Raw genomic sequence first — 20,265 nt, forward strand, 5'->3', positions numbered from 1 at the left:
TTTGCTTGCGCGAGACAGGCTCGCATCCGTAACGCAGGGCTACCATGCAGCAGCCCGCGTTTTTCGTCAGCGGAGCTAATCACGCTCGGAAGGCGCGTGCGTTCAAGGGCCATCGCTCCACCAAGGAAAATCCGGCGGCATGTCGCTGCTGACTCGACCGGGGAAGGCAGGGGAACGGCGCTCGATGAATGCGCTGACGCCTTCACGAACATCCGCACTGGAGCCCATTGCCGAGATCAGACCAAGCTCGTGCGCCATGAGATCGAATGGCAGATCGGCCGCGGCATGTCGCCAGAGCAGCTGCCGTGTCACTGCGATCGAAACGGGGGCCGTCTCCCGCGATATTTCCAGAGCGATCACCCGGGCGCGACCGCGAAGCTCCTCGGCGGTAGTCAATTCGCTCACCAATCCCGCCGCAAGCGCCTCGTGGGCATCAAAGATGCTCCCCGTCAGGCACCAGCGCAAGGCGCGCGAAAGGCCTACGAGTTGCGGCAGGAACCAGGCGCTGGCGGCCTCTGGTGCGAGCCCACGCCGAGCGAAGACGAAGCCGAAACGCGCATCCGCGGCGGCGATCTTGATGTCCGCCGGAAGAGCAAGGGTTAGCCCCACGCCAATGGCAGGACCGTTGAATGCAGCGATCGTGGCCTTGCGGCAGTTGAACAGCGCCCTTATCAATCGCGGTCCCCTGCTGCCCTCCCCGGCCCCGCCGAAGTTGATTCGGCCGCCGTCCGCGGCATCAAAGCTACCAGCGCCAGAGGAGATATCAGCGCCCGCACAGAACCCGCGACCCTCACCAGTCAGGATAATTACGCGAACCGCATCGTCCGCGTCGGCACGCTCAATCGCATCCGCGAGTTCGCCGCCCATCTGGTCGGTATACGCGTTGAGCTTGTCGGGCCGGTTCAAGGCCAGGGTCAGCACCGGCCCTTCCAAATGCGCGATGATCTGCTCGTACATAGATTTACGCGGTTACAGGAGCGTCGTCTCCGCCCGTCCGTTCAGCGGATTGTTCGATCACGCCCGCTGCCAGCAAGTCTTCGACCTCCGCCGCTGATAGGCCGAGCCTCTCTCGGAGCAACTGACCGCTATGCTCCGCCAGTAATGGCGCGGGCAAATCCGGTGGCTCGGGGAGGTTCTCGGACCGCACAGGGGCCGCTTCCATCGTGAGCGGTTCCGAGATGCGTGGATGGATTGACTCACGAAAGAAGCCACGCTCGACATAATAGCCAAAGCTGGGAAGCTCCGACACGCGCAGCATTGCCGCTGCGGGAACACCGACCGCCTGCAGCGCTTCCATGACATCGCGCGGGGTGCGCTCACGCGCCCAGTCGGGGAGCGGAAGGCCAGCCGTGACGCGCGCGATCGCCAATTCGTCGGCACTGTTCCTCACCACCACGACGCACCACTCGTCGTCTCCGGCGCAGGGGAGAACCGCTGTCTGCTGTGACGGGACGGTGACTGGATGCCCGGCACGTTCCAACGCCTCCGCAGCAATTTGGGGCGCCAGGTGGCCGAGCATGACCTCTGCTTGGCTCACGCTGACCTGACCGCCTTCGCCGGTCCGCAAACGGCGGATCAGAAGCGCGATGACGCCGATCGCGCCAATGCGGCCCGCGACGTGGTCGGGGTACACAGTGATCGCGTCGGAGAAGCTTTCCGCTTCACCAGGGTAACGCCATTGCATCGTCAGCCCGGCTGACGCGCGGACGAGTGGACCATATCCCATCCGGCGTGCCCAAGGCCCCGAAGGCCCGAATGCCGAACTGTCAGTGAGAATGATGCGCGGGTTGATCGCCTTGATCGTCGCATAATCAAGACCCAGCGACTGCAGCGTACCTCCCTTGAAGTTCGAGAGCACGACGTCTGACTGCCGGATCAAGGCCTCGATCAACTCCTTGCCGCGAGGGTGGCGCAGATCGATGCCGAGGCTGCGCTTGTTGCGGTGGCCAGTGGCGAAGGTGGGACTGATCGGCGCGCTCGACCGACTCTGTCGGCTGCCATCGATGAATGCTGAGCTTTCAACCTTGATGACATCCGCGCCCTGATCTCCCAGCAAACGCCCGGTTTCTGCTCCAACGACGATCACGCCAAGATCAAGGACTCTTAGGCCTTCCAACGGTCGGCCACCGGCAGCTGGGGGCCGCAACGGCTCCGCACGCGGACGCCAAACGACATCGCTCTCGGGCAGCCCCGGCGGTGGCCCAGCGATGCCCATCCGCGCCCCGTCAATTTCCAGCACGCCGTCAGGGAACGGCGCTTCGAGGTCAGCACCAAACCGCACCGTTCTGAACGCGCGCCGCGCCACTACCTGTTCGGTGGCAAGCGCCTCGTCGAGCGTTAGCACGGCGGCAGCAGGAACACCGTAGCGCTGCCCTTCTTCCTCTGCCTGCTCGCGAGTTTTGTTAGCGAACAGCCGGGCCATGGCGGGCAGCAGCGTCTTGGATGCGAACCGAACCGGCATCTTGTTGAACGAGGGATCAGCGAACTCTTCGGGGCGGCCCATCCATTCGAACATGCCCTGCCATTGGCGAGGCGCTAAGATGCACAAACGTACAAAGCCGTCCTTGCACGCAAAGATCGGGTACATGAAGCGCACGTCGGGGCGGCCGCGGGGGAGTTTGCTGGCCAGCACGCCACCTGCGGCGCTGCCAGCGATGCCGTAGCCGGGATCCAGCGCCTGCGCGGCACCATCCAGCATGGAGAAGTCGAGATGGTCTCCGCGCCCCGACTTGAGCGCCTCCCAGTATGCCAACAGGGTGACGTAGACAGCCTGAACGGCGGCGCAGGAAAGTGCGAGTTCTCCCGGCGGAAGCAGTGGCGGACGTCCTGGAATGCCGGAACGCGACAACTCGCCGGAAAGCGCGTGGAACAAGGCGTCTCCACCTATCCATTTAGCGAATGGACCCGTGTCTCCAAAATCGGACACCGACAGGATCACCAGCGAAGGGTAGCGGCTCCGTAAGCCAGCCACTTCGACTTCGCCCCGGGCAACGATCAGGATATCGGCCTCACATGCGAGCGCTTCGAACCGCTCCATCGTGGCGGCACGTTTGCCGAGATTGGCTGCAACGAAATCAAGGCTCATGCCGGCGGCGATCCGCCCATCGCGTCGATCAGAAGATCCTTCGGGGGGCTCAAGCCGTACAACATCGGCTCCCAATTCGGCGAAGTGACGGGCAATGGCCCCCATCGCTCCTGGCGCCGCGTCGAGTACGCGAACTCCCGCGAGCGACCGATCTTCCAGAGGGACCTCCAAAGTTGTGACAGTGTCCGCCAACATCATGCTCCCTCGTTATCGTTCGCTGCGCGACCGTAATTGCGAATTCCGCTTTAGCCTTGCGGACAAGGCAACAGATTGGATCGGCGTCGCCGGATCGGCCAACTGGGAACCGCGGCGAGTGTGCCGCTGGTCGCCATAGTGCCTGCGGCTACTAGCCCAGCCAATCTGCTCATGTAACAGGACTGCAGCGCAACCTTTTAAGCGATAAATTAATTCGCCGCAATCCGGTTGCTTGCTGGCCCCTTCGCGGGTGCACTGGCCGGTGCAAAGGCTGCGGCTTAACATCTGATTTGCTTCGGCTATGAGCTCATAGATTGTATCTGTGGTGGCGTGGCTCCGGCCCGTCTGCGGCTAATCACCGATTTTTCGTCGCGATCAAGTCGAGGGACGTGATATCGAACTGTCTGACACACGGGTTGCTCTAGTAACACACGCGGACCGCATGCGCGGTATCAGGCGTGCGGCCGAACTGCGACTCGCTTGGGGAGCGGCAGCGGTTGTCATTTTCGTCTCCCGCCCGGGACCGCGCTGACGTTCCTTCCAAGGAGCGTGCGGCCGGATGGCGTGGCTCGGCCGGATACGTGCCGAACGCCGTAGGCTTGGATGTGGGAGCCCCACGCCGGTAGCCCGATCGTGATCCTGTATTCGCTCGCACATCGATCGGGTATGGCAAACTACGGCGCTTACTCCGCATCGAACTCACGGTTAGCAGAGCCACAAACCAACTCGCACGCGAGTTGGCTCGCCATGGCATTCGTGTGGACTGCGTCTGCCCTGTATCGGTCCACACGGACTTGATGGCCGGCACTCCTCAGCGAACAGCAGATCACAACGGCAATGTGGAGTTCAGCGCGCCAAAACAGTCGGTCGCCTGCGGCATACCATCGTCTCACAAGGGACACCGAGCAACGGGTGGCAGCTGGTAGCCTTCTTGTTGAGCCCTGAAGCGGGCTGCACTACCGGGCATGCGATCCATGTCGATGACAACTTGGGGATGGACTGAGCTTCTCCAGGTCTGCAAACTTGGAGATCATCTCACTGCCGCGCAAGCCGTTCGAAACCGCAATGTCATTCAGGATGCGCGGCGCGGCTTGCGGTCGCGCATTGCTCGGAAGAGGGTCAGCGTTCCATCCTGATCATAGCATGAAAATCGCCTAAGAACGGTCCGACCTCGTGGCGCAGCTACCTCGGATCGCCATTGGCGGAATGCCTTCGGGACCATGCCTTATTAGAAGCCTTGCTCTTTATTGAATGATTAAATAGGGAGGTATGGCGGCCCATGAAGGGACGGACGAAAGTAAGGTGGAGCGGGTTGATGAGCGAGGTTGGCACTTACACGATTGACGGCGAGATCGGCATTGTTCTGGTCGACAACCCTCCGGTAAATGCTCTTGGCATCAAGACGCGTCGTGCCATTGCGGAAGGCTTTACAAAGTTCGCTGCAGATGAAGCAGTGAAGGCGATCGTTCTGGCTTGTGGCGGCCGAACCTTCTTCGCTGGCGCGGACATCTCAGAATTCGACAAGCCCGTGGAATCTCCGGATTTGCTTGAAGTCATGGCTCAGATCGAAAGCAGTACAAAGCCAGTGGTGGCGGCAATCCATGGCACCGCACTTGGCGGCGGCTTCGAAGTTGCGCTCGTCTGCCACTATCGCGTTGCGGTCCCCTCGGCGCTCGTTGGACTGCCTGAGGTCGCGCTCGGTCTGCTGCCCGGCGCTGGGGGCACTCAGCGCCTGCCGCGGATCGTCGGAGTAGAAGCCGCGCTCGACATCATCACTGGCGGCAAGCCGATCAAGGCGAAGAAGGCGCTCGAATTCGGCATGATCGACGCGCTGGCGACTGAGGGCAATCTGGTGGCCGACGCTGTTACTTTTGCACGAAGCGTACTGGCTCAGGGTAAGCCGCTGGCACGTGTGCGCGACCGTAACGAGAAGCTCGAAGCCGCGAAGGCCAACCCGGACGTCTTCGAAAACTATCTGAAGGCACACGCCCGCACATTTCGCGGCTTCAAGGCGCCACACAACATCGTGCGTGCGATCCAGGCCGCGGTCGAGACCAGCCCTGACTTTGACTCGGGTATGAAGCGCGAAAACGAATTGTTCCTCGAACTTGTCACCAGCACCGAGTCGCAAGCGCAGCGTTATTACTTCTTCGCCGAGCGCGATACTACAAAGGTGCCGGACGTTCCCAAGGGAACGGCCACGATCCCGATTGCCCAGGTAGGCGTGATTGGGGCCGGCACGATGGGCGGCGGCATCGCCATGAACTTCCTCAATGTCGGCACGCCGGTCACGCTGGTCGAGATGAACCAGGACGCGCTAGATCGCGGAGTTGCCGTAATCCGTCGCAACTATGAGGCGTCTGCAAAACGCGGGCGGATGACGCAAGAGCAAGTCGAGCAGCGAATGGCGCTCATCAAGCCCGCAATCGGTCTCGAAGCCCTGGGCGATGTGGACCTCGTCATTGAGGCAGTCTTCGAAGAAATGGGCGTCAAGAAGGACGTCTTTGGCAAGCTCGATAGGATTGCAAAACCGGGAGCGATCCTGGCGACGAACACCTCCTTCCTCGATGTGAACGAGATCGCCGCGGCGACCACGAGGCCGGAATGGGTTGTCGGGCTACACTTCTTCTCGCCTGCGAATGTGATGCGGCTTCTCGAAGTTGTGCGCGGCGAAAAGACTTCTCATGAGGTGATCGCCACATCGATGGCGCTCGGCAAGAAGATTGGCAAAGTTCCTGTCCTCAGCCGCGTTTGCTTTGGTTTTATCGCGAACCGGATCATGTTCCAACGCGCAGAGCAGGCGAATGAACTCATTCTCGAAGGGCCGACTCCGCAAGAGGTGGACGCCGCCATTTACAATTATGGCTTCGCCATGGGACCGTTCCAGATGAACGATTTGGTCGGTCTGGACGTTATTGGCCGTGAGAGCGCCGAACGAACCGTCAACAGTGATCTGGTCAAGCTCGATCGGCTCGGCCAGAAGAAGAACGGTGGCTACTACGACTACGATGACAGCCGCAAAGCAACGCCGTCCCCGGTCGCAGCAGAGGTCATCGCCGATTTCGCCAAAAGCAAGGGCATTGTTAACACGGGTAGCCAGAGCGAGGAAAAAATCGTCGCTCGTCTTCTCTATCCTGTGGTCAATGAAGGCGCAAAGCTGCTCGAAGAAGGGATTGCCTTGCGCGCCTCGGATATCGATGTGGCGGCGATCCTCGGTTATAACTGGCCGGTTTACACTGGCGGGCCCATGTTTTGGGGACAATCGGTCGGTCTCCAGAAGGTCGTCGATGGGCTGCGTTCGCGCGGTATCGAACCTGCAAAGCTTCTGGTGGCGAAGGCCGCAGCAGGCGATAGCATCCTCAACTGAACTATGCCGGAACGGTGCTTCGCGAGCATAGCGAAGCGCCGTTCACCTCTGATTGTATTGTATAGGGGATCGGTGCAACGTGGCTCTTCGCACCTTGCACACTCGCGCTCGTCTTGATCTGATCGGTCACAGCAACGATGGTGTGTTGTGGGCTTTGCAGTGTGCGCGATCGTATTAGACGTATTTCGCTCCAAAAGCGTCGCTGGTGGATGCCGCTGATCGGGCCAGGGGATGAGTCTCACCAGCGCGACGAAGCCCCCGCTTCCGCAATAACGGTTCAGAGCTGCCGTTCGACGCTTGGCGTACAGGCAGGTTGTAACCGATCGCCGTCTTCCCTTGAATTCAAACGATTCGGACGTGGCACCTCGCTGAGGAGCAGCGCGCAAGGCATCCTTTGACCGGCCTTGCGACTGCAACCGGCATTATCGGCCAAGGATGACAGATTAGGCGGTACCACACGCCTTATAGCAGCATGCCAAAGATAACAGGGTGAAACCCGGTGATCGCCCGATCAATTCGATCCCCCTTGCTTGCGACGGACCAGGCGCTGCATCCCCCCCGAGGTGTCGGTCGTGCATCCTTCTGATGCGACGCTCGCCAACTGCGCGAAGCCGGCGGAAGACCATCAGGCCTCGGTTGCACCGAGTTTCTCCAAGAGGCGCCTGTTCATCGCGCGCTGTTTCTTTATCATTCCACCCATGACCACATCATGGTGACCGCGCACTTCAAACATGGGTGTTACTCGATTGCGTACCGCGCTTCGCTGATAACTGGCAGCTATACGATGGAGCTATCCAGAGACAAAGATGGGAGGATCTTCGTTCAAGACTGCATAGCTGAGGCTCTAAGCAAGTAAACTTCACGACTTAATCCGCTTGACAATCTTCCGTCTGGCATTGTGATCCGCCGCAAATTGCCACGCTCCCTTCGATAACAATAGAGGCGCTGGCTCCTACGTTTTCGCTTATCATAGTCGAAGAAGATTGGTGATGACCGCTCCACCGGCACGACAAACCTTCGATGACTCGAACAATGGTTGCGCTCTTGTTGCGCGGCGATCTTGGTGAGACAGTAGCGGCGATCAGAATGAGACTCTGAGGCCGTGACGGGTGCGAGATTGTCGCGGTGCGACAGGCAATGCAAGGTCAGTTTTGCGTTGATTGCCGCCCCGCGACAGCGGGGTCTCAGGTTGATTGTCGCTGGAGAGCGGCACGGCGTCTGTAGCTCTCGACGTTCATTTCGAAGATGGTGGCGTGGTGTACGAGGCGATCCATGGCCGCGAGCGTCATGGCCGGATCCGGAAAGATCCTGGACCAGTCGCCGAATGGCTGGTTGGCGGTGATGAGGGATGATCGACTTTCGTAGCGAGCGCTGATCAGTTCGAAGAGGACGGAGGTTTCGGTCTGGTCCTTGGTGACGTAGGCGAGATCGTCGAGCACCAGCAGGTGGTATTTGTCGAGCTTGGCGATAGCGCTTTCGAGGGCAAGCTCGCGGCGTGCGACCTGGAGTTTCTGGACCAGATCCGAGGTACGGGTAAACAGGACGCGCCAGCCTGCTTCGACAAGTGCCATGCCGATTGCTGCGGCGAGATGGCTTTTTCCGCCGCCGGGTCCGCCGATCATGATGAGATTGGCGCCTTTCTCGAGCCAGCTGTCGCCGGCGCACAGCGCCAAGATGTGGGCCTTGGAGATCATCGGCACGGCGGTGAAGTCGAAGGTGTCGAGGGTTTTGCCCGGTGACAGGCGCGCCTCTGCCAGATGCCGCTCGATGCGCCGCCGATCTCGTTCGGCGATCTCGTGCTCGGCGAGCGCTGCGAGGAAGCGGGTCGCTGGCCACGCCTCCTTGTCGGCGCGCTCAGCAAACTGGGGCCAGGCTGCGGATTCCGACGATCGCGCGCAGGCATTCCAATCTGATGCCGCGCAGCGTTCCGATCTGATCGCGCGCACTTGAAGCGGCTGATCGTTGGCTGTCGATGTCACCTATGTCGGTGATGCGGTCAAGCGGCAGTTGGCGTTGCGGGCCGGCGCATGGATTCGCCTTCGAGCTCGAGGCGGTGAGCGTTGTGGACGAGGCGGTCGAGGATCGCATCGGCATAGGTTGGATCGTTGATCGTCTGATGCCAGCGGGCCACCGGGAGCTGACTGGTGACGAGCGTTGTGCGAAGCTGGAGAAGTGGCCGCAGCGTCGCGCGCTCGGCATCGATACCAGCGGCATTGCGCCGGTTCTTGCGCGCGGCGATCTCGTCGATGAAGGCGCGGTATGTCGCCAGATCGACGAAGTCGCCGGACCCGCGCATCAGCAGCGCATCGGTCACGGCAGATTCAAGATGGCCGTGGGGGCTTTCGATAGCCCCGTTCTCATGGGCGACACCGCGATTGTTGCGGGTCGGCTCCATCGCGTAATGCTCGCACAACGCTTCGTATCGCCGCGTCAGCGTCGAGATTGCGGAATGCCGCCGACAGGCTGTCGCTGCGATGCAGGCGTGGCGCCGCCCAACGCCCACAGGGCATTCTGCAGTCCTTCCGCCAGGGCGACATAGCTCTCGCCGCCGAGGATGACATGGGCGTGCTCGAAGCCTGACCAAGCCAGCCGAAAATGGTAGAGCAGATGCTTAAGCGGCTGCCCCGCGATTGTGACCGCCACGTCGAGGTCACCCTTGTCAGTGAAGTTCAACAGGCCAATGCGGCCAGGCTCATGTGTCTGGCGGAAGATGACCTCCTGATCCTCACCGTGGTGCGCACGCCATGTCCGAATGTGCCGCTCCATCGTCCGCCGAATGCCGGGGGAGAGATGCGGATGCCTGCGAAGCATCTCCTCGAATATGGCGACTGCTCGCAAGCCCGGCGCCGCCTGGAGGAGCGGGACGATCTCGGCATCGAAAATCTCAGCCAACGGATCGGGTCGACGTCGACCTCGCGGCTCCACCTTTTGCGACGGCAGCCTGCCATCCTCGAGTGGCCGGTAAGCGGTCGCCCGGCTGATGCCAGCCTTGGCTGCTGCCACGGGTAGCGGGTCGGTTTGGCGGTAATTCATGAAGAGCCTCGTCTGATGATCGTTGACGTGTCGACCGCTCACCTGGGCTCTTCCCTCAAGGAAAAGCTCAGATGTAGGCCGGTCACGACCATCAAAGCCCTTCGAAGGGGCTTTTCGTTTGAGGCTGTCGGCTCCGGGCTACGCCCTACGCCGACACCCGCAAACGGTGTCTCATCCTGATTGACGCTGACGTCTCACGTTGATCGCAGCGCAGCACGCTCTCCCACTATGCCCCTCCCAGGTTTCTTCTTGCAGAGTATTTGGTGCTAGTCCGCGACCAACCTCATCCATCCGCGAGTAACCAGCAAATCAGGTTCTGCCGCATACAGCGGTTGATTGAACGACCATTACCGCGATAACACGAGGAAGAAGCAGCGCCTTGCGCATGATAATCTACGGCGAAGGCAGGCACCGATGTTGCACAACCAACATGCAGAAGGCATTGTAGCGAATGAAAGCACTGGTCGAACGCGCGGACTACCAAGGATGGTCGCTGCTCTCACTAAATCGCCCAGAAAAGCTCAACGCGCTGACGGTGCCGCTTTTTCACGAGTTGCGCGGCCACATTGAGGCACTGCGGGTGGATGAGAACGTACGCTGCGTGATGTTGCGTGGCGCCGGCAAGTGCTTTTCCGCAGGTCATGATCTCGACGACATCGCAAACGGAGAAGAAGTTCCCTCACTAGGGTGGCACAGCGAAACACTCCGTCTGATGGAGAAGATGCCTAAGCCGGTGATAGCGGCGGTTCACGGCCACTGTTACACCGGTGCGTTAGAGGTCGCCCTTGCCTGCGACTTCATCATCGCAGCGGACAACGCGCGCTTTGGCGATACGCACGCAAAATGGGCTTTAACGCCGATCTGGGGCATGAGCCAGCGGCTTCCGCGGCGGGTTGGCATAGCGACTGCCAAGCGCCTGATGTTCACAGCCGACATCATCGACGCCGACGAAGCAGTTCGAATCGGACTTGCCGAAACAGCCGTGCCGCTGACTGATTTCGATCATGAGATCGAAGCGGTCGCTACTCGCATCGCTGCCAATTCGCCTCATACGCATCGCGCCAACAAGCGCTTGCTGGAGGCGAGCGAAGGCTGGCCTATCGACGCCGGGCTGCAGTGGGAGATTACCGAGAACGAGGGACTCGGGGCCGACGCGCAGGATCGTATCGCAGCCTTCACCCGACGCTAGCGATCCCATCGTACCGCCCAGTGCGAGCCGAAGCAATCGGGCCTAACCGGATTGTTCTAGGTGCTTCAAGGCGCAAGTCCCGGCTTGGCAATATTCGCATGCCGGTTCGGCCACCACGCTTGCCAACCATCATGAGGGACCGGCTGGGTTCCCCCGGAAAGGTCCCTTTGCGAAGACTGGCGACAGGCCTCCTACAAAGATCATCGGAGGACGAAGGGCTCACGCCTCACATACGTAGCGACGATGGCGTGCCTTAATCGGTGACGAGGTAGCGCTCGATCAACGCTTGCGCGTCTCCGGCGGAAGCCAAGCACGATGCGAAGTTGAGAATTGAGGCTCCCCGGCCGTTCGGAAATCTGAACCTCTACGCTCGCGATGTACATAGGATCGACCGAAACCACCGCCTAGAAGGCTGCTTGAGACGGCAAGATGCCACGCGCTGTAACACCTCAGGCGTGGTCCAGCAACGCATCTCGGCAGGGCATGTTGTTGAATGTGACGTAGTCGCTCACCGAGGCGATGACATGCAAACCGGGAGGTAATGCAACAACTTGCCCGGTCTCCCGATGCGGTCCTTACTGGAGACGCAGTTAAGCACCGCCGGCTCCTCGCAGTGGGCGAGCCGCGCGCAATACAGCGTGTAGAGACCGCTTTAGTGGGATAGATGTGTGCCGCTTAAGTTGCCTCGCATCAGTATATCCACAACGCTGACGCTCTCCGGTCGGGCGCCTATCGACGCCGGCTCACGGCCGATTTCCGCCGCGCTTGCGTTAACTCGGTTCTCCGATTGACCGTCATTAAACATGATCTCGGCTGCGCGGCCGGCGGCCAGAGACATCAAAGCACGCGCTCTGCTGGCCACGAAGGTAGAAGGCGATAGCAAGGTGCACCGCGAGATCCGCATCGCTTGCATCGAAGTGCTCAGCGGATCTCAGCGGCGCATCGGTGCGCACCTCTCCACCGACGACCATGGCGTAAGGCGTAGTGACGGAAGCTGTAGATGCTCTTGAGATTGAAGTTCGCAGTCACGCGCACGCCTACGGGCAACCGCTCTGAGCGCGAGCCTGGACAATCACTCATGAACCGCGATGAGATCGTTCTGTCCCAAGCGCGTCCCCCGGCGGTCGGCCCGACGAAAGGGATGTCGCGAAGCATCACAGCCTCAATGCAGTCTTCGCCAAGATGTTGCGCTGGATTTCGTTCGACCCTGCATAGATCGATCCGGCGCGCTCATTCATGTAGCGGAGTGGAGCGATCGCCTGCCACACCCCGCCCGACACATACCCGTTCGCCGGTGGGGTATAATCGATCACTGGCCCACCTGGTCGGGTTGCATGCGGCTGATAGACCGTGCCTTGCGCGGCTGCTGCCTCTAGCGCTATCTCGGTCACGTACTGCTGCAACTCGGTGCCAAGAACCTTCATTACCGACGAGAAGACTCCAACACTGCCACTGCCACTTGTTTCAGACATGATCCGAAACTCAAATATTTCGAGCACGTCGGTGCGGATGCGAGCGTCGGCGAGCTTGGCCGCGAAAATCGGATCGTCGATCAACGTCTCACCAGTGTCCGAAGGTTGCTGTGCGGCTGCCTCGGCTAGCGCTGCGAGGCGAACCTGAAGCTCGGGCGCATAGGCCGAACCGCCGCGTTCGAACTCAAGCAAATACTTGGCGACGGTCCATCCCTTGCCGACCTCGCCGAGCACATTCTTCTTAGGCACACGCACATTGTCGAAAAAGACCTGATTTTGGACCTGCTCGCCCGATGTCATCGCGAGCGGCGCGACCTTGATGCCAGGCGTATTCATTGGAATCAGCAGGAAAGTGATTCCCTGCTGCTGCTTTGCCTCGCGCGATGTTCGCACGAGGCAGAATATCCAGTTGGCTTCGCCCGCATGCGTCGTCCAGATCTTCGAACCATTGCAGATGAAGTCATCGCCGTCCTCAACCGCGCTCATCTGGAGCGAAGCAAGGTCGGAGCCGGAGCCAGGCTCAGAATAGCCCTGGCACCAAAAGTGCTCGCCGGTCAGGATGCGCGGGAGGAAGAACGCCTTCTGCTCCTCCGTGCCGAACCGCGCGATGACATGAGCGACCATCTGGATGCCCATCGGAGACACAGGGGGCGCACCTGCAGTGACCCGCTCGCGCGAAAAGATGTAGTGCTGGAGTGTCGTCCAATCGCAACCGCCATGCTCGACTGGCCAGCTGGGCGCGGCCCAGCCCTTCTCGTGCAGAACCGCCTGCCATGCCATGCCAGCTTCGTGGTCGGCATAGACGCTTGTCATCAGGCTGCCCGCGTCACGCGCTTCAGATGTCAAATTTTCGGCGAAGAACGCGCGCACCTCGTCACGAAACGCGAGTTCCTTGTCGCTCCAGTCCAGATCCATTTCGTGTGTCCTATGCAGCGACCGAACGCGCCGAGAGCGCGTCGAGCATGTTGCCCAGCCGCTCGCGGATCAAAACCTCGGCATCCTCGATAATCGTTTCCACCAGATCCTTCACGTTCGGGATATCGCGGATCAGGCCGATAACGGGGCCGGCACTCCAGACCCCATGATCGGTATCCCCGTTCATAAGGCCCTCGAGCCCGCGCGCGCCCTTAACAAGGTGTGCCACATCTTCGAACGGGCGTCCTTCACGCTCGAGGCGGATTACCTCTTGGCTGATCGCGTTGCGGGCAACACGCGCGCTGTTCTTGTAGGTCCGGAAGATGATGTCGGTCGAGCGCTCGTCCGCCTCGACCATCGCCTTCTTGAAGTTCTCGTGGATCGGCGCCTCTTGCGTCGCGCAGAAGCGGGTTCCCATATTGATACCGTCGGCACCAAGCGCGAGTGCGGCGGCTAGCCCGCGGCCATCCGCGAAACCGCCAGAAGCAAGCATCGGCACCTTTACGACGTTTGCCGCCGAGGGAATCAGGATCAGGCCAGGGACGTCGTCCTCACCCGGGTGCCCTGCACATTCGAAGCCGTCGATGGAGATCGCATCCACGCCCATCCGCTCAGCCGAGAGAGCATGGCGGACCGCAGTGCACTTGTGGATGACCTTGATGCCATGGCTGCGGAAGTCATCAACATGCTCCTGCGGCTTGTAACCCGCCGTTTCGACGATTTTCACTCCGGACTCGATGATTGCGGCCCGGTATTCGGCATACGGAGGAGGGTTGATCGACGGCAAGATCGTCAGGTTCACGCCGAAAGGCTTGTCGGTCATGTCGCGCGTACGCGCAATCTCCTTGGTCAGCGCCTCGGGTGTTGGTTGCGTCAGCGCGGTCAGGAAGCCCAAGGCGCCAGCATTGGCGACGGGCGCTACGAGCTCTGCCTTGCCGACCCACATCATGCCACCTTGGGCGATTGGATGATCGACGCCGAACAGTTCAGTGAAACGAGTCTTGATCATGTCAACGGCCTTTCCATTGGGGTGCGCGCTTTTGGGAAAAGGCGAGCGGTCCTTCACGCATATCTTCGGATCGAAACAGCGCCTGCATTGCGGAGTAGCGCATCTGATTGGTGGAGGCGCCCTGCAGGTCCGGCTCATCCAGACCCTTGAGTACCGCCTCCTTCGACGCTCGGATCGACATTGGGCTGCATGCCATGATCTCGCTTGCCCAACGCCGAGCTGCCAACATCAGCTGTTCAGGTTCCACAACCTCGTTTACAAATCCGAGCGCCATTCCCTCCTCCGCCGGAACGTGGCGGCCGGTCAGGATCATGCCCATCGCCTGCTTGAGTCCGATCTGTCGGGGCAGCCGCAGCAAGCCACCTGCCAGCGCAGCAAGGCCCACCCTTGGCTCGGGAAGCGCGAAACGCGCCGTTCGCGACGCGATGATAAGGTCGCACGCGAGCGCGATTTCAAAGCCCCCGCCCATTGCGACGCCGTTGACTGCGGCGATCACCGGCTTCTTTAGGTCCCAGCGCGAAGTCAGACCAGCAAAGCCCTTTACGGGCGACCCCGGCTGCTCTCCGCGGGCCATGGCTGCCGCGGTGAACTTAAGATCGTTACCAGAGGAGAACGCGCGATCACCCGCACCGGTCAGGATCGCCACCCACTGATCCGGGTCGGCCTGGAATTCGTCGAAAACTTCGCCGAGCTCCTCATTGGCCATCGGGTGCAGCGCATTCATTGCGTCCGGGCGATTGATTGTGACAATCGTCAGCGGTCCGTCGCGCTCGACAGTGCAGTACTTCTTCGGCATCGCCTTGCGATCGCGCAGCGCGCCTTCCTCCCACACCATGTTGTCATAGCCGTCGATGCGAACATGCCCCTGCATGCCGATCGGCGAGCGCTCCGTCGTCGTGAGCAGCGCGAGCGTCCGCTTGTCATCGGCACGAGCCTGCGCGATCAAGCGTTCGCCGCCAGGTGTTCGCGCTACGACCACGCCATGGCGGACTTCGCCTTTATGGCCATATACGGCCGTATAGGTCTCGACCGTCGCGGGCCCGCTATATCGCTCTATCAGTGCGGGCACCGGCCCGCGCGCGGCGTCCGCGCGATCCTGCACAGAGTAGGAATCATCAAGCGACGATGCAGGCTCGGACGCGAGGACGAGCGCGTGATGCTTTGAGACGACGCCGCCCTGTCCGTAGACAAGGCCGATCTGGCCTTCGCCAGCGCGCAACTTGCGGACCATCGCGCACATGCCGTGAGTCATGTAGTTGTTGAGCGGCCCGCCGAAGAAGGTCAGCCCCCCTGCGACGGTCGGCTCGACATCGGCCCGGAGGCCCAGCGTTTCCAACGCCATCTTCGGCACGATTGGGAAACAGCTATACAGTTCGGCAAGGTCGAAACGCTTCGCGTCGCCACCCACCAGCTCCACGGCACGCTCGAGCACCGCGCGCTGCGCCGTCGAATGGTCATAACCGTCGCGCAGAAGATAGTCGCCGGGTTCATTTGCCGCGCCACCGCCCCAGATGTGGATCAGCCGCTCCTCGGCAATGCCAGCGGCAAGGGCCCAGGCAAGGCTGGCGACGACAACCGTTCCGGCCTGGTTAACACTAGGATTGGCCACCATGAGTTTAGGATACGGGAAGCTAACCATGCGGTTGCTTTCCGATGGTTCCCCGATTTCCTCGGCCGAAGGCGCCGAACGGATCCATGCAAACGGATTTTGCGCCGCCACCGCCGCATAGCGCTCCCAGAGCTGCGCCGATTGCCGCCGACCCTCTGCGGGGTCGATGCCACGGCTCGCCTGATAGGCATTTTCATATAGCGGATAGATGTGGACCGGATCGGTGATGCCGATTTTCTTGGACGAGCGGCTTAGCGGCAGACTCTGGTAGTCCACCTTGACCGCCTCGTCGCGAGACACGATGGGCGTCCAGTCGAGCGTGACTTTCGCCTTGCGGGCCTTCCCCAAGGCGTTGAGTGACTCACCGCCAACTACTGCGGCAACTTTGCTCTCACCCCGCTGAATTCGCAGTGCGGCCTCGTGGACGAGCCGCACCGGAGTCTCACCGCCCATGCTGGCGTTGATCGCGCGTCCCGGCGCGATGCCAAGCCGCTCGCATAGCAAGCCGACCGGATCACGGTATCGCCAACTGACCTGCCCAACCAGTTCAATGGAGTCGAGCGCCGCCAGGAGACCGCCACCGGCGTCGACATCGGCATTGCGAAGTGCTTCAGCCATGAGCGCCACCGGTTCACGCCCTGCCGCCGGGCCAGCGGGTCGATCCGTCACTTCGCCGATGGCGACGATTACCGGAACATTCTCGGCGGCAAGTTTTGTCAAAGCGCTTTCTCCCACTCACCGTACGAACGTAGCCAGCGTACCTTCATCCCGTATGAAGACCTCCCGCTGCCCGCCGCCCGCTTGCCTTGCCTCGCCCTCCGCCTGATACAGCCAGTTGATCATCGCGATGGCACAATGCCCGCGCCGCTTGCCCCAGCATGATTCGAACCGAGCCTGACCGGCACCTCACACAAACACACGGAGCGAAGTGCATATGGCGATACAAAGTCGGTTGCTAAAACGCAAGCTTAATTGATCGCTTAAATACTTTCATGAAGTGCCTTTACAGGATGCCGCGTGCAATTGAGCGCTGAGCCTTAGCGAGCAATATAAGCGCTTGTGCATGCAGCCGATCACCGACCTCCCGGTCCGCTCTCCCCGCGATCGCTCGAGCGTTCGATCCTTCTAGGAGGATCGCGAGTTTGTAGCAGGCAAGCACTTTGTACCAGAGCATCGCGGAGGTATCACGCTGAGAATTCGTGACATAGTGTGCGATGAGTTCGGCGATTGTGGGAAAGCCGTCGGACGGTTCAAGCCGCGTAATGGGCTGCACCTCGTCCTCATCGTCCGGACATGTCGAGATCAGCCATCCCATATCGATCAAAGGATCGCCAACGGACGCAAGCTCCCAGTCGACAATGGCGGCAAGCTCAGGGCCATCTGTTCGGAACATCACGTTGGCGAGATGGTAGTCGCCGTGAATGATTCCAGGCGTGAAGGACGTGGGGCAGTGCTCATCCAACCACGTGCCGACCGCCTCAACGCCAGAGAGGCTATCCCTGCGCCAGCCTCCGTGACTGGCATAGCCTTCATACTGCTTGCGCCAGCGCGTCGCCTGACGCTCGAGATAGTTCTCGAGTCGGCCCATATCGCCAAGCCCCGCGGCAAACGGGTCGATTCGTCCGAGCGCCAGCGCCCCATCCACCATCGCAAACCCCATCCGGCGGCGGATCGCAGGATCTTCGGCATGCAGGGCAGGCATACCCACAGTCGCGTTGAAGCCTTCAACCGGCTCCATCAGGTAGAAGGCGGAGCCGAGCACCTCTTCGTCAGAACATGCGGCAATCAGACCAGGATGCGGCACGTCCGAACCCGCCAGCGCCCGCAGGATGCGAGCTTCGCGCCGCATCGTCTCGCTGCCATTGGCGATGCTGTGAAGAGGAGGCCGACGAAGGACGAACGTGCGGGCGCCGCGCGTGAAGCGAAGCAGGACATTCTGCGTGCCTCCGGTTAAAGGGACCACATCGTCGATGACGCCGGACTCGAGCCCCTGTCCATCCATCCAGGCGGCCAGACAATCGAGGTCGACGAGAGAACGCCATTCCATGGAAAAACCTTAAGCGTTGCGGACGGTGAGTCCGCCGTCGACCGGGATGATCGCGCCGGTGATGAACGAGGCTGCCGGGACGCACAGACTAAGAGAGATATGCGCGACCTCCTCAGGCCTACCATAGCGGCGTAGCGCGGTGCGTCGCTTCGCGTATGCGGCCTTGTCCTCATCCGTGATCGACGCAGTCATCGCGGTATCGATCGGCCCTGGGCAGATACAGTTGACCGTGATGCCGTCGCGCCCCAACTCTACCGCGAGCGAACGCGTCAGGCCGATCACACCACTCTTGGCCGCGCTATACGCGCTGAGACCAGCCGTCGCACCGAGCCCCTCAGTCGAAGCGATGTTGAGAATGCGGGGGTTTGGAGAGCGCCGCAGGAATGGTAGCGCAGCACGCACAACCAGCGGCTGGGCGGTGAGCAGGACGGCGAGATGCCGGTTCCAATTGGCCCCATAGTCGTCGGCATCGATGGCCGACATGGCGGATATCCCGGCGTTGTTCACGACCACATCAAGCCCGCCGAAGGCTCCGGCAGCCTGTTCGACCGCCGGTGCGATCCGGTCCGCTTCGGCGAGGTCCAGCGCGAATGCGGCCCCAATGCCGCCTTCGCCTAGTATCTCTTCGGCAACAGCCTCCGCCGCTTCGGCATTTCGATCCACCACCGCAACCTTCGCGCCCTCCCGCGCGAACACGACTGCCATCGCCCGGCCCATGCCGCTGCCCGCGCCCGTGATGAACGCGGCAGCGCCCTGAAGCGAGCGGTTCAGTCTCGGGAGCGGGGTCACAGCATACCCCCACCGTCCACCGCCAGGGTCTGCCCGACCACATAGTCAGCCAGTGGAGAGGCAAGGTACAGCACCGCCCCGGCGATGTCCGCAGGAGTGCCGAGCCGGCGGCTGGGGATAAGCTTCAACTGCCCCTCCAGCCGCTTGCTGTCGTTCATCGTCACCTTGGTCAGCTTGGTGTTCACGAGGCCGGGTGCCACCCCGTTCACGCGGATGCCGTCGCGAATCCAGGCTTGCGCAAGCGCGCGGGTCAGACCGAGCACGCCCGCCTTGGAGGCATTGTAAGCCGGGTTGCCGTAAGTCGTCCGGAAGGCTGCCGTCGAGCTGATCAGGATCAGCGATCCCTTGCGCTCCGCAAGCTCGGAATGGAACTTGCTTGCACACGACATCAAGCTGTTGAGATTGACGTCGACGACATGTTCGAAAGTCTCCATCTCGAACTCGGCTCGGCCATAGACCGCAATCCCCTGGCAAAGGACCAGTACGTCGGGCCCATTCTCCAGGGACGGAGCGGCGGCAACCGCCTGGGGCCTGGAAACATCGACCTGGACATAGTCGATCCCCGAAAGGTCGCTTCCTTCCTCGCCGTCATAGTCAGCCGCGCTCGGCCGTGTTCCCCACACCGTCACAGCCGCGCCGCGATCGAGGAAAGCACGCGCAACGCCGTTGCCGATCCCGCTCGATCCTCCGACGACCAGGACGTTCTTACCGGTGAAATCCAGGTCGTTCACGCGTCTCTCCTATCCGCGTGCGGAATTGCAAGGGCGTCTGCGGAAGCATCCCCGAGGTTCGAGCCGCCATCACAGTCGATGATCGCGCCGGTGATGTATTTCGCGTTTTCGCTCGACAGGAACACCGCAAGATCGGCGATGTCGCGTTTCGTGCCATAATCGCGAAGGGGAATGCGCGCCTTGAGCGCCGCTGTCGCTTCTTCCGACGGCGCCAGACGGGACATTCCCTCGGTGTCGCCGATCGGACCAGGCGCGATTGCGTTGACGCGGATGCCTGCGGGCCCCCACTCCATCGCAAGCCCCTGCGTCAGATTGTTGATCCCCGCCTTGGCAGCGCCGGCATGGGCCTGGAACATCACCGGCCGCGTCGCTTGGCCGGCGGTGATCGAGATGAGCGAGGCGCCAGGCTTGCGGATATGATCGTAACAAGCGCGCAGCACATTGAACGTGCCGAGCAGATCAATTGCGATCACCGTCTGAAAGGCGTTCGGCGACAACGCCACGGCCGGCGCCAGAAAGTTGCCGGCGGCACCGGAGATGACCACGTCGATCTCGCCATAAGCCTGCTTGACCTGCGCGAGCGCCGCCTCGACAGCGGCATAGTCTCGCACGTCCGCCTCGATCCCCATGGCGGTACCACCTGCGTCAACGATCGTCTGCGCCGCGGCGGACACACGGTCCTGCTTGCGGCTGATCAGCCCCACCTTGGCCCCGAGTTCGGCAAAACGTTGGCCGATTGCCAGATTGATGCCGCTGGACCCGCCGGCGACGAACACGACCTTGCCGGCGCAAATGCCGTCGCGAAAGATATCCATTCCGTTTCC

General features: G+C 61.4%; 12 protein-coding genes and 2 pseudogenes. 2 read left to right on the forward strand and 12 right to left on the reverse strand.

The features are described from left to right. Positions 1-102: 102 nt before the first annotated feature. Together C2R25_RS02030 and C2R25_RS02035 are read right to left on the reverse strand one after the other, a co-directional pair. Positions 103-957 (reverse strand): enoyl-CoA hydratase-related protein, encoded by an 855-nt coding sequence (locus C2R25_RS02030; RefSeq protein WP_103727641.1) that lies wholly within the window; start codon positions 955-957, stop codon positions 103-105. Positions 958-961: 4 nt separating this feature from the next. Continuing rightward, positions 962-3,277 carry a CoA transferase gene (locus tag C2R25_RS02035; protein ID WP_233203715.1) on the reverse strand — a complete coding sequence of 772 codons (2,316 nt, stop codon included), beginning with the start codon at positions 3,275-3,277 and terminating at the stop codon, positions 962-964. A gap of 1,318 nt (positions 3,278-4,595) precedes the next feature. Between C2R25_RS02035 and C2R25_RS02040 the strand changes: the two genes are divergently transcribed. Continuing rightward, entirely contained in the window at positions 4,596-6,647 is a 2,052-nt protein-coding gene (locus tag C2R25_RS02040; RefSeq protein ID WP_103727643.1) for a 3-hydroxyacyl-CoA dehydrogenase NAD-binding domain-containing protein, read from the forward strand. A gap of 1,184 nt (positions 6,648-7,831) precedes the next feature. Here the strand turns inward: C2R25_RS02040 and istB are convergent. The 3 genes and pseudogenes from istB to istA form a co-directional block, all read right to left on the reverse strand. Further along, on the reverse strand, positions 7,832-8,626 hold the full coding sequence (gene istB, locus C2R25_RS02045; RefSeq protein ID WP_304465943.1) for an IS21-like element helper ATPase IstB: 795 nt from the start codon (positions 8,624-8,626) through the stop codon (positions 7,832-7,834). A 17-nt stretch (positions 8,627-8,643) separates the two neighbouring features. After that, positions 8,644-8,808, reverse strand: a pseudogene (locus C2R25_RS20615) (ATP-binding protein); the annotation flags it as partial. Next, positions 8,800-9,680, reverse strand: a pseudogene (gene istA / locus C2R25_RS02050) (IS21 family transposase); the annotation flags it as partial. The pseudogenes istA and C2R25_RS20615, both read right to left, overlap by 9 nt. Before the next feature lie 451 nt (positions 9,681-10,131). Here istA and C2R25_RS02055 point away from each other — a divergent pair. Beyond that, the gene (locus tag C2R25_RS02055; protein ID WP_103727644.1) at positions 10,132-10,869 is read left to right on the forward strand and encodes an enoyl-CoA hydratase/isomerase family protein; all 738 of its coding nucleotides are present in this window, start codon (positions 10,132-10,134) and stop codon (positions 10,867-10,869) included. A gap of 1,154 nt (positions 10,870-12,023) precedes the next feature. Here the strand turns inward: C2R25_RS02055 and C2R25_RS02060 are convergent. The 7 genes from C2R25_RS02060 to C2R25_RS02090 all read right to left on the reverse strand — a co-directional run bounded on the left by C2R25_RS02060 (position 12,024) and on the right by C2R25_RS02090 (position 20,256). Further along, the gene (locus tag C2R25_RS02060; RefSeq protein WP_103727645.1) at positions 12,024-13,256 is read right to left on the reverse strand and encodes an acyl-CoA dehydrogenase family protein; all 1,233 of its coding nucleotides are present in this window, start codon (positions 13,254-13,256) and stop codon (positions 12,024-12,026) included. 10 nt (positions 13,257-13,266) lie between these two features. After that, positions 13,267-14,265 (reverse strand): nitronate monooxygenase family protein, encoded by a 999-nt coding sequence (locus C2R25_RS02065; RefSeq protein WP_103727646.1) that lies wholly within the window; start codon positions 14,263-14,265, stop codon positions 13,267-13,269. A 1-nt stretch (position 14,266) separates the two neighbouring features. Then, positions 14,267-16,594, reverse strand: a complete 2,328-nt coding sequence (locus tag C2R25_RS02070; RefSeq protein WP_233203716.1) for an enoyl-CoA hydratase-related protein — start codon at positions 16,592-16,594, stop codon at positions 14,267-14,269. 283 nt (positions 16,595-16,877) lie between these two features. Continuing rightward, positions 16,878-17,921, reverse strand: a complete 1,044-nt coding sequence (locus C2R25_RS02075) for a phosphotransferase family protein (protein WP_103727647.1) — start codon at positions 17,919-17,921, stop codon at positions 16,878-16,880. A 9-nt stretch (positions 17,922-17,930) separates the two neighbouring features. After that, entirely contained in the window at positions 17,931-18,710 is a 780-nt protein-coding gene (locus tag C2R25_RS02080; protein WP_103727648.1) for an SDR family NAD(P)-dependent oxidoreductase, read from the reverse strand. Next, positions 18,707-19,441: an SDR family NAD(P)-dependent oxidoreductase gene (locus C2R25_RS02085; RefSeq protein ID WP_103727649.1), complete on the reverse strand. Its 735-nt coding sequence runs from the start codon at positions 19,439-19,441 to the stop codon at positions 18,707-18,709. Before C2R25_RS02085 ends, C2R25_RS02080 begins: the two co-directional genes overlap by 4 nt. Further along, a complete protein-coding gene (locus C2R25_RS02090) occupies positions 19,438-20,256 on the reverse strand; it encodes an SDR family oxidoreductase (RefSeq protein WP_103727650.1) in 819 nt (272 codons plus the stop codon). The genes C2R25_RS02085 and C2R25_RS02090 overlap by 4 nt, the downstream gene beginning before the upstream one ends. Between the last annotated feature and the right edge of the window lie 9 nt (positions 20,257-20,265).

Source organism: Novosphingobium sp. HII-3, assembly GCF_002916655.1.
In the GTDB taxonomy this organism is placed as follows: domain Bacteria; phylum Pseudomonadota; class Alphaproteobacteria; order Sphingomonadales; family Sphingomonadaceae; genus Novosphingobium; species Novosphingobium panipatense.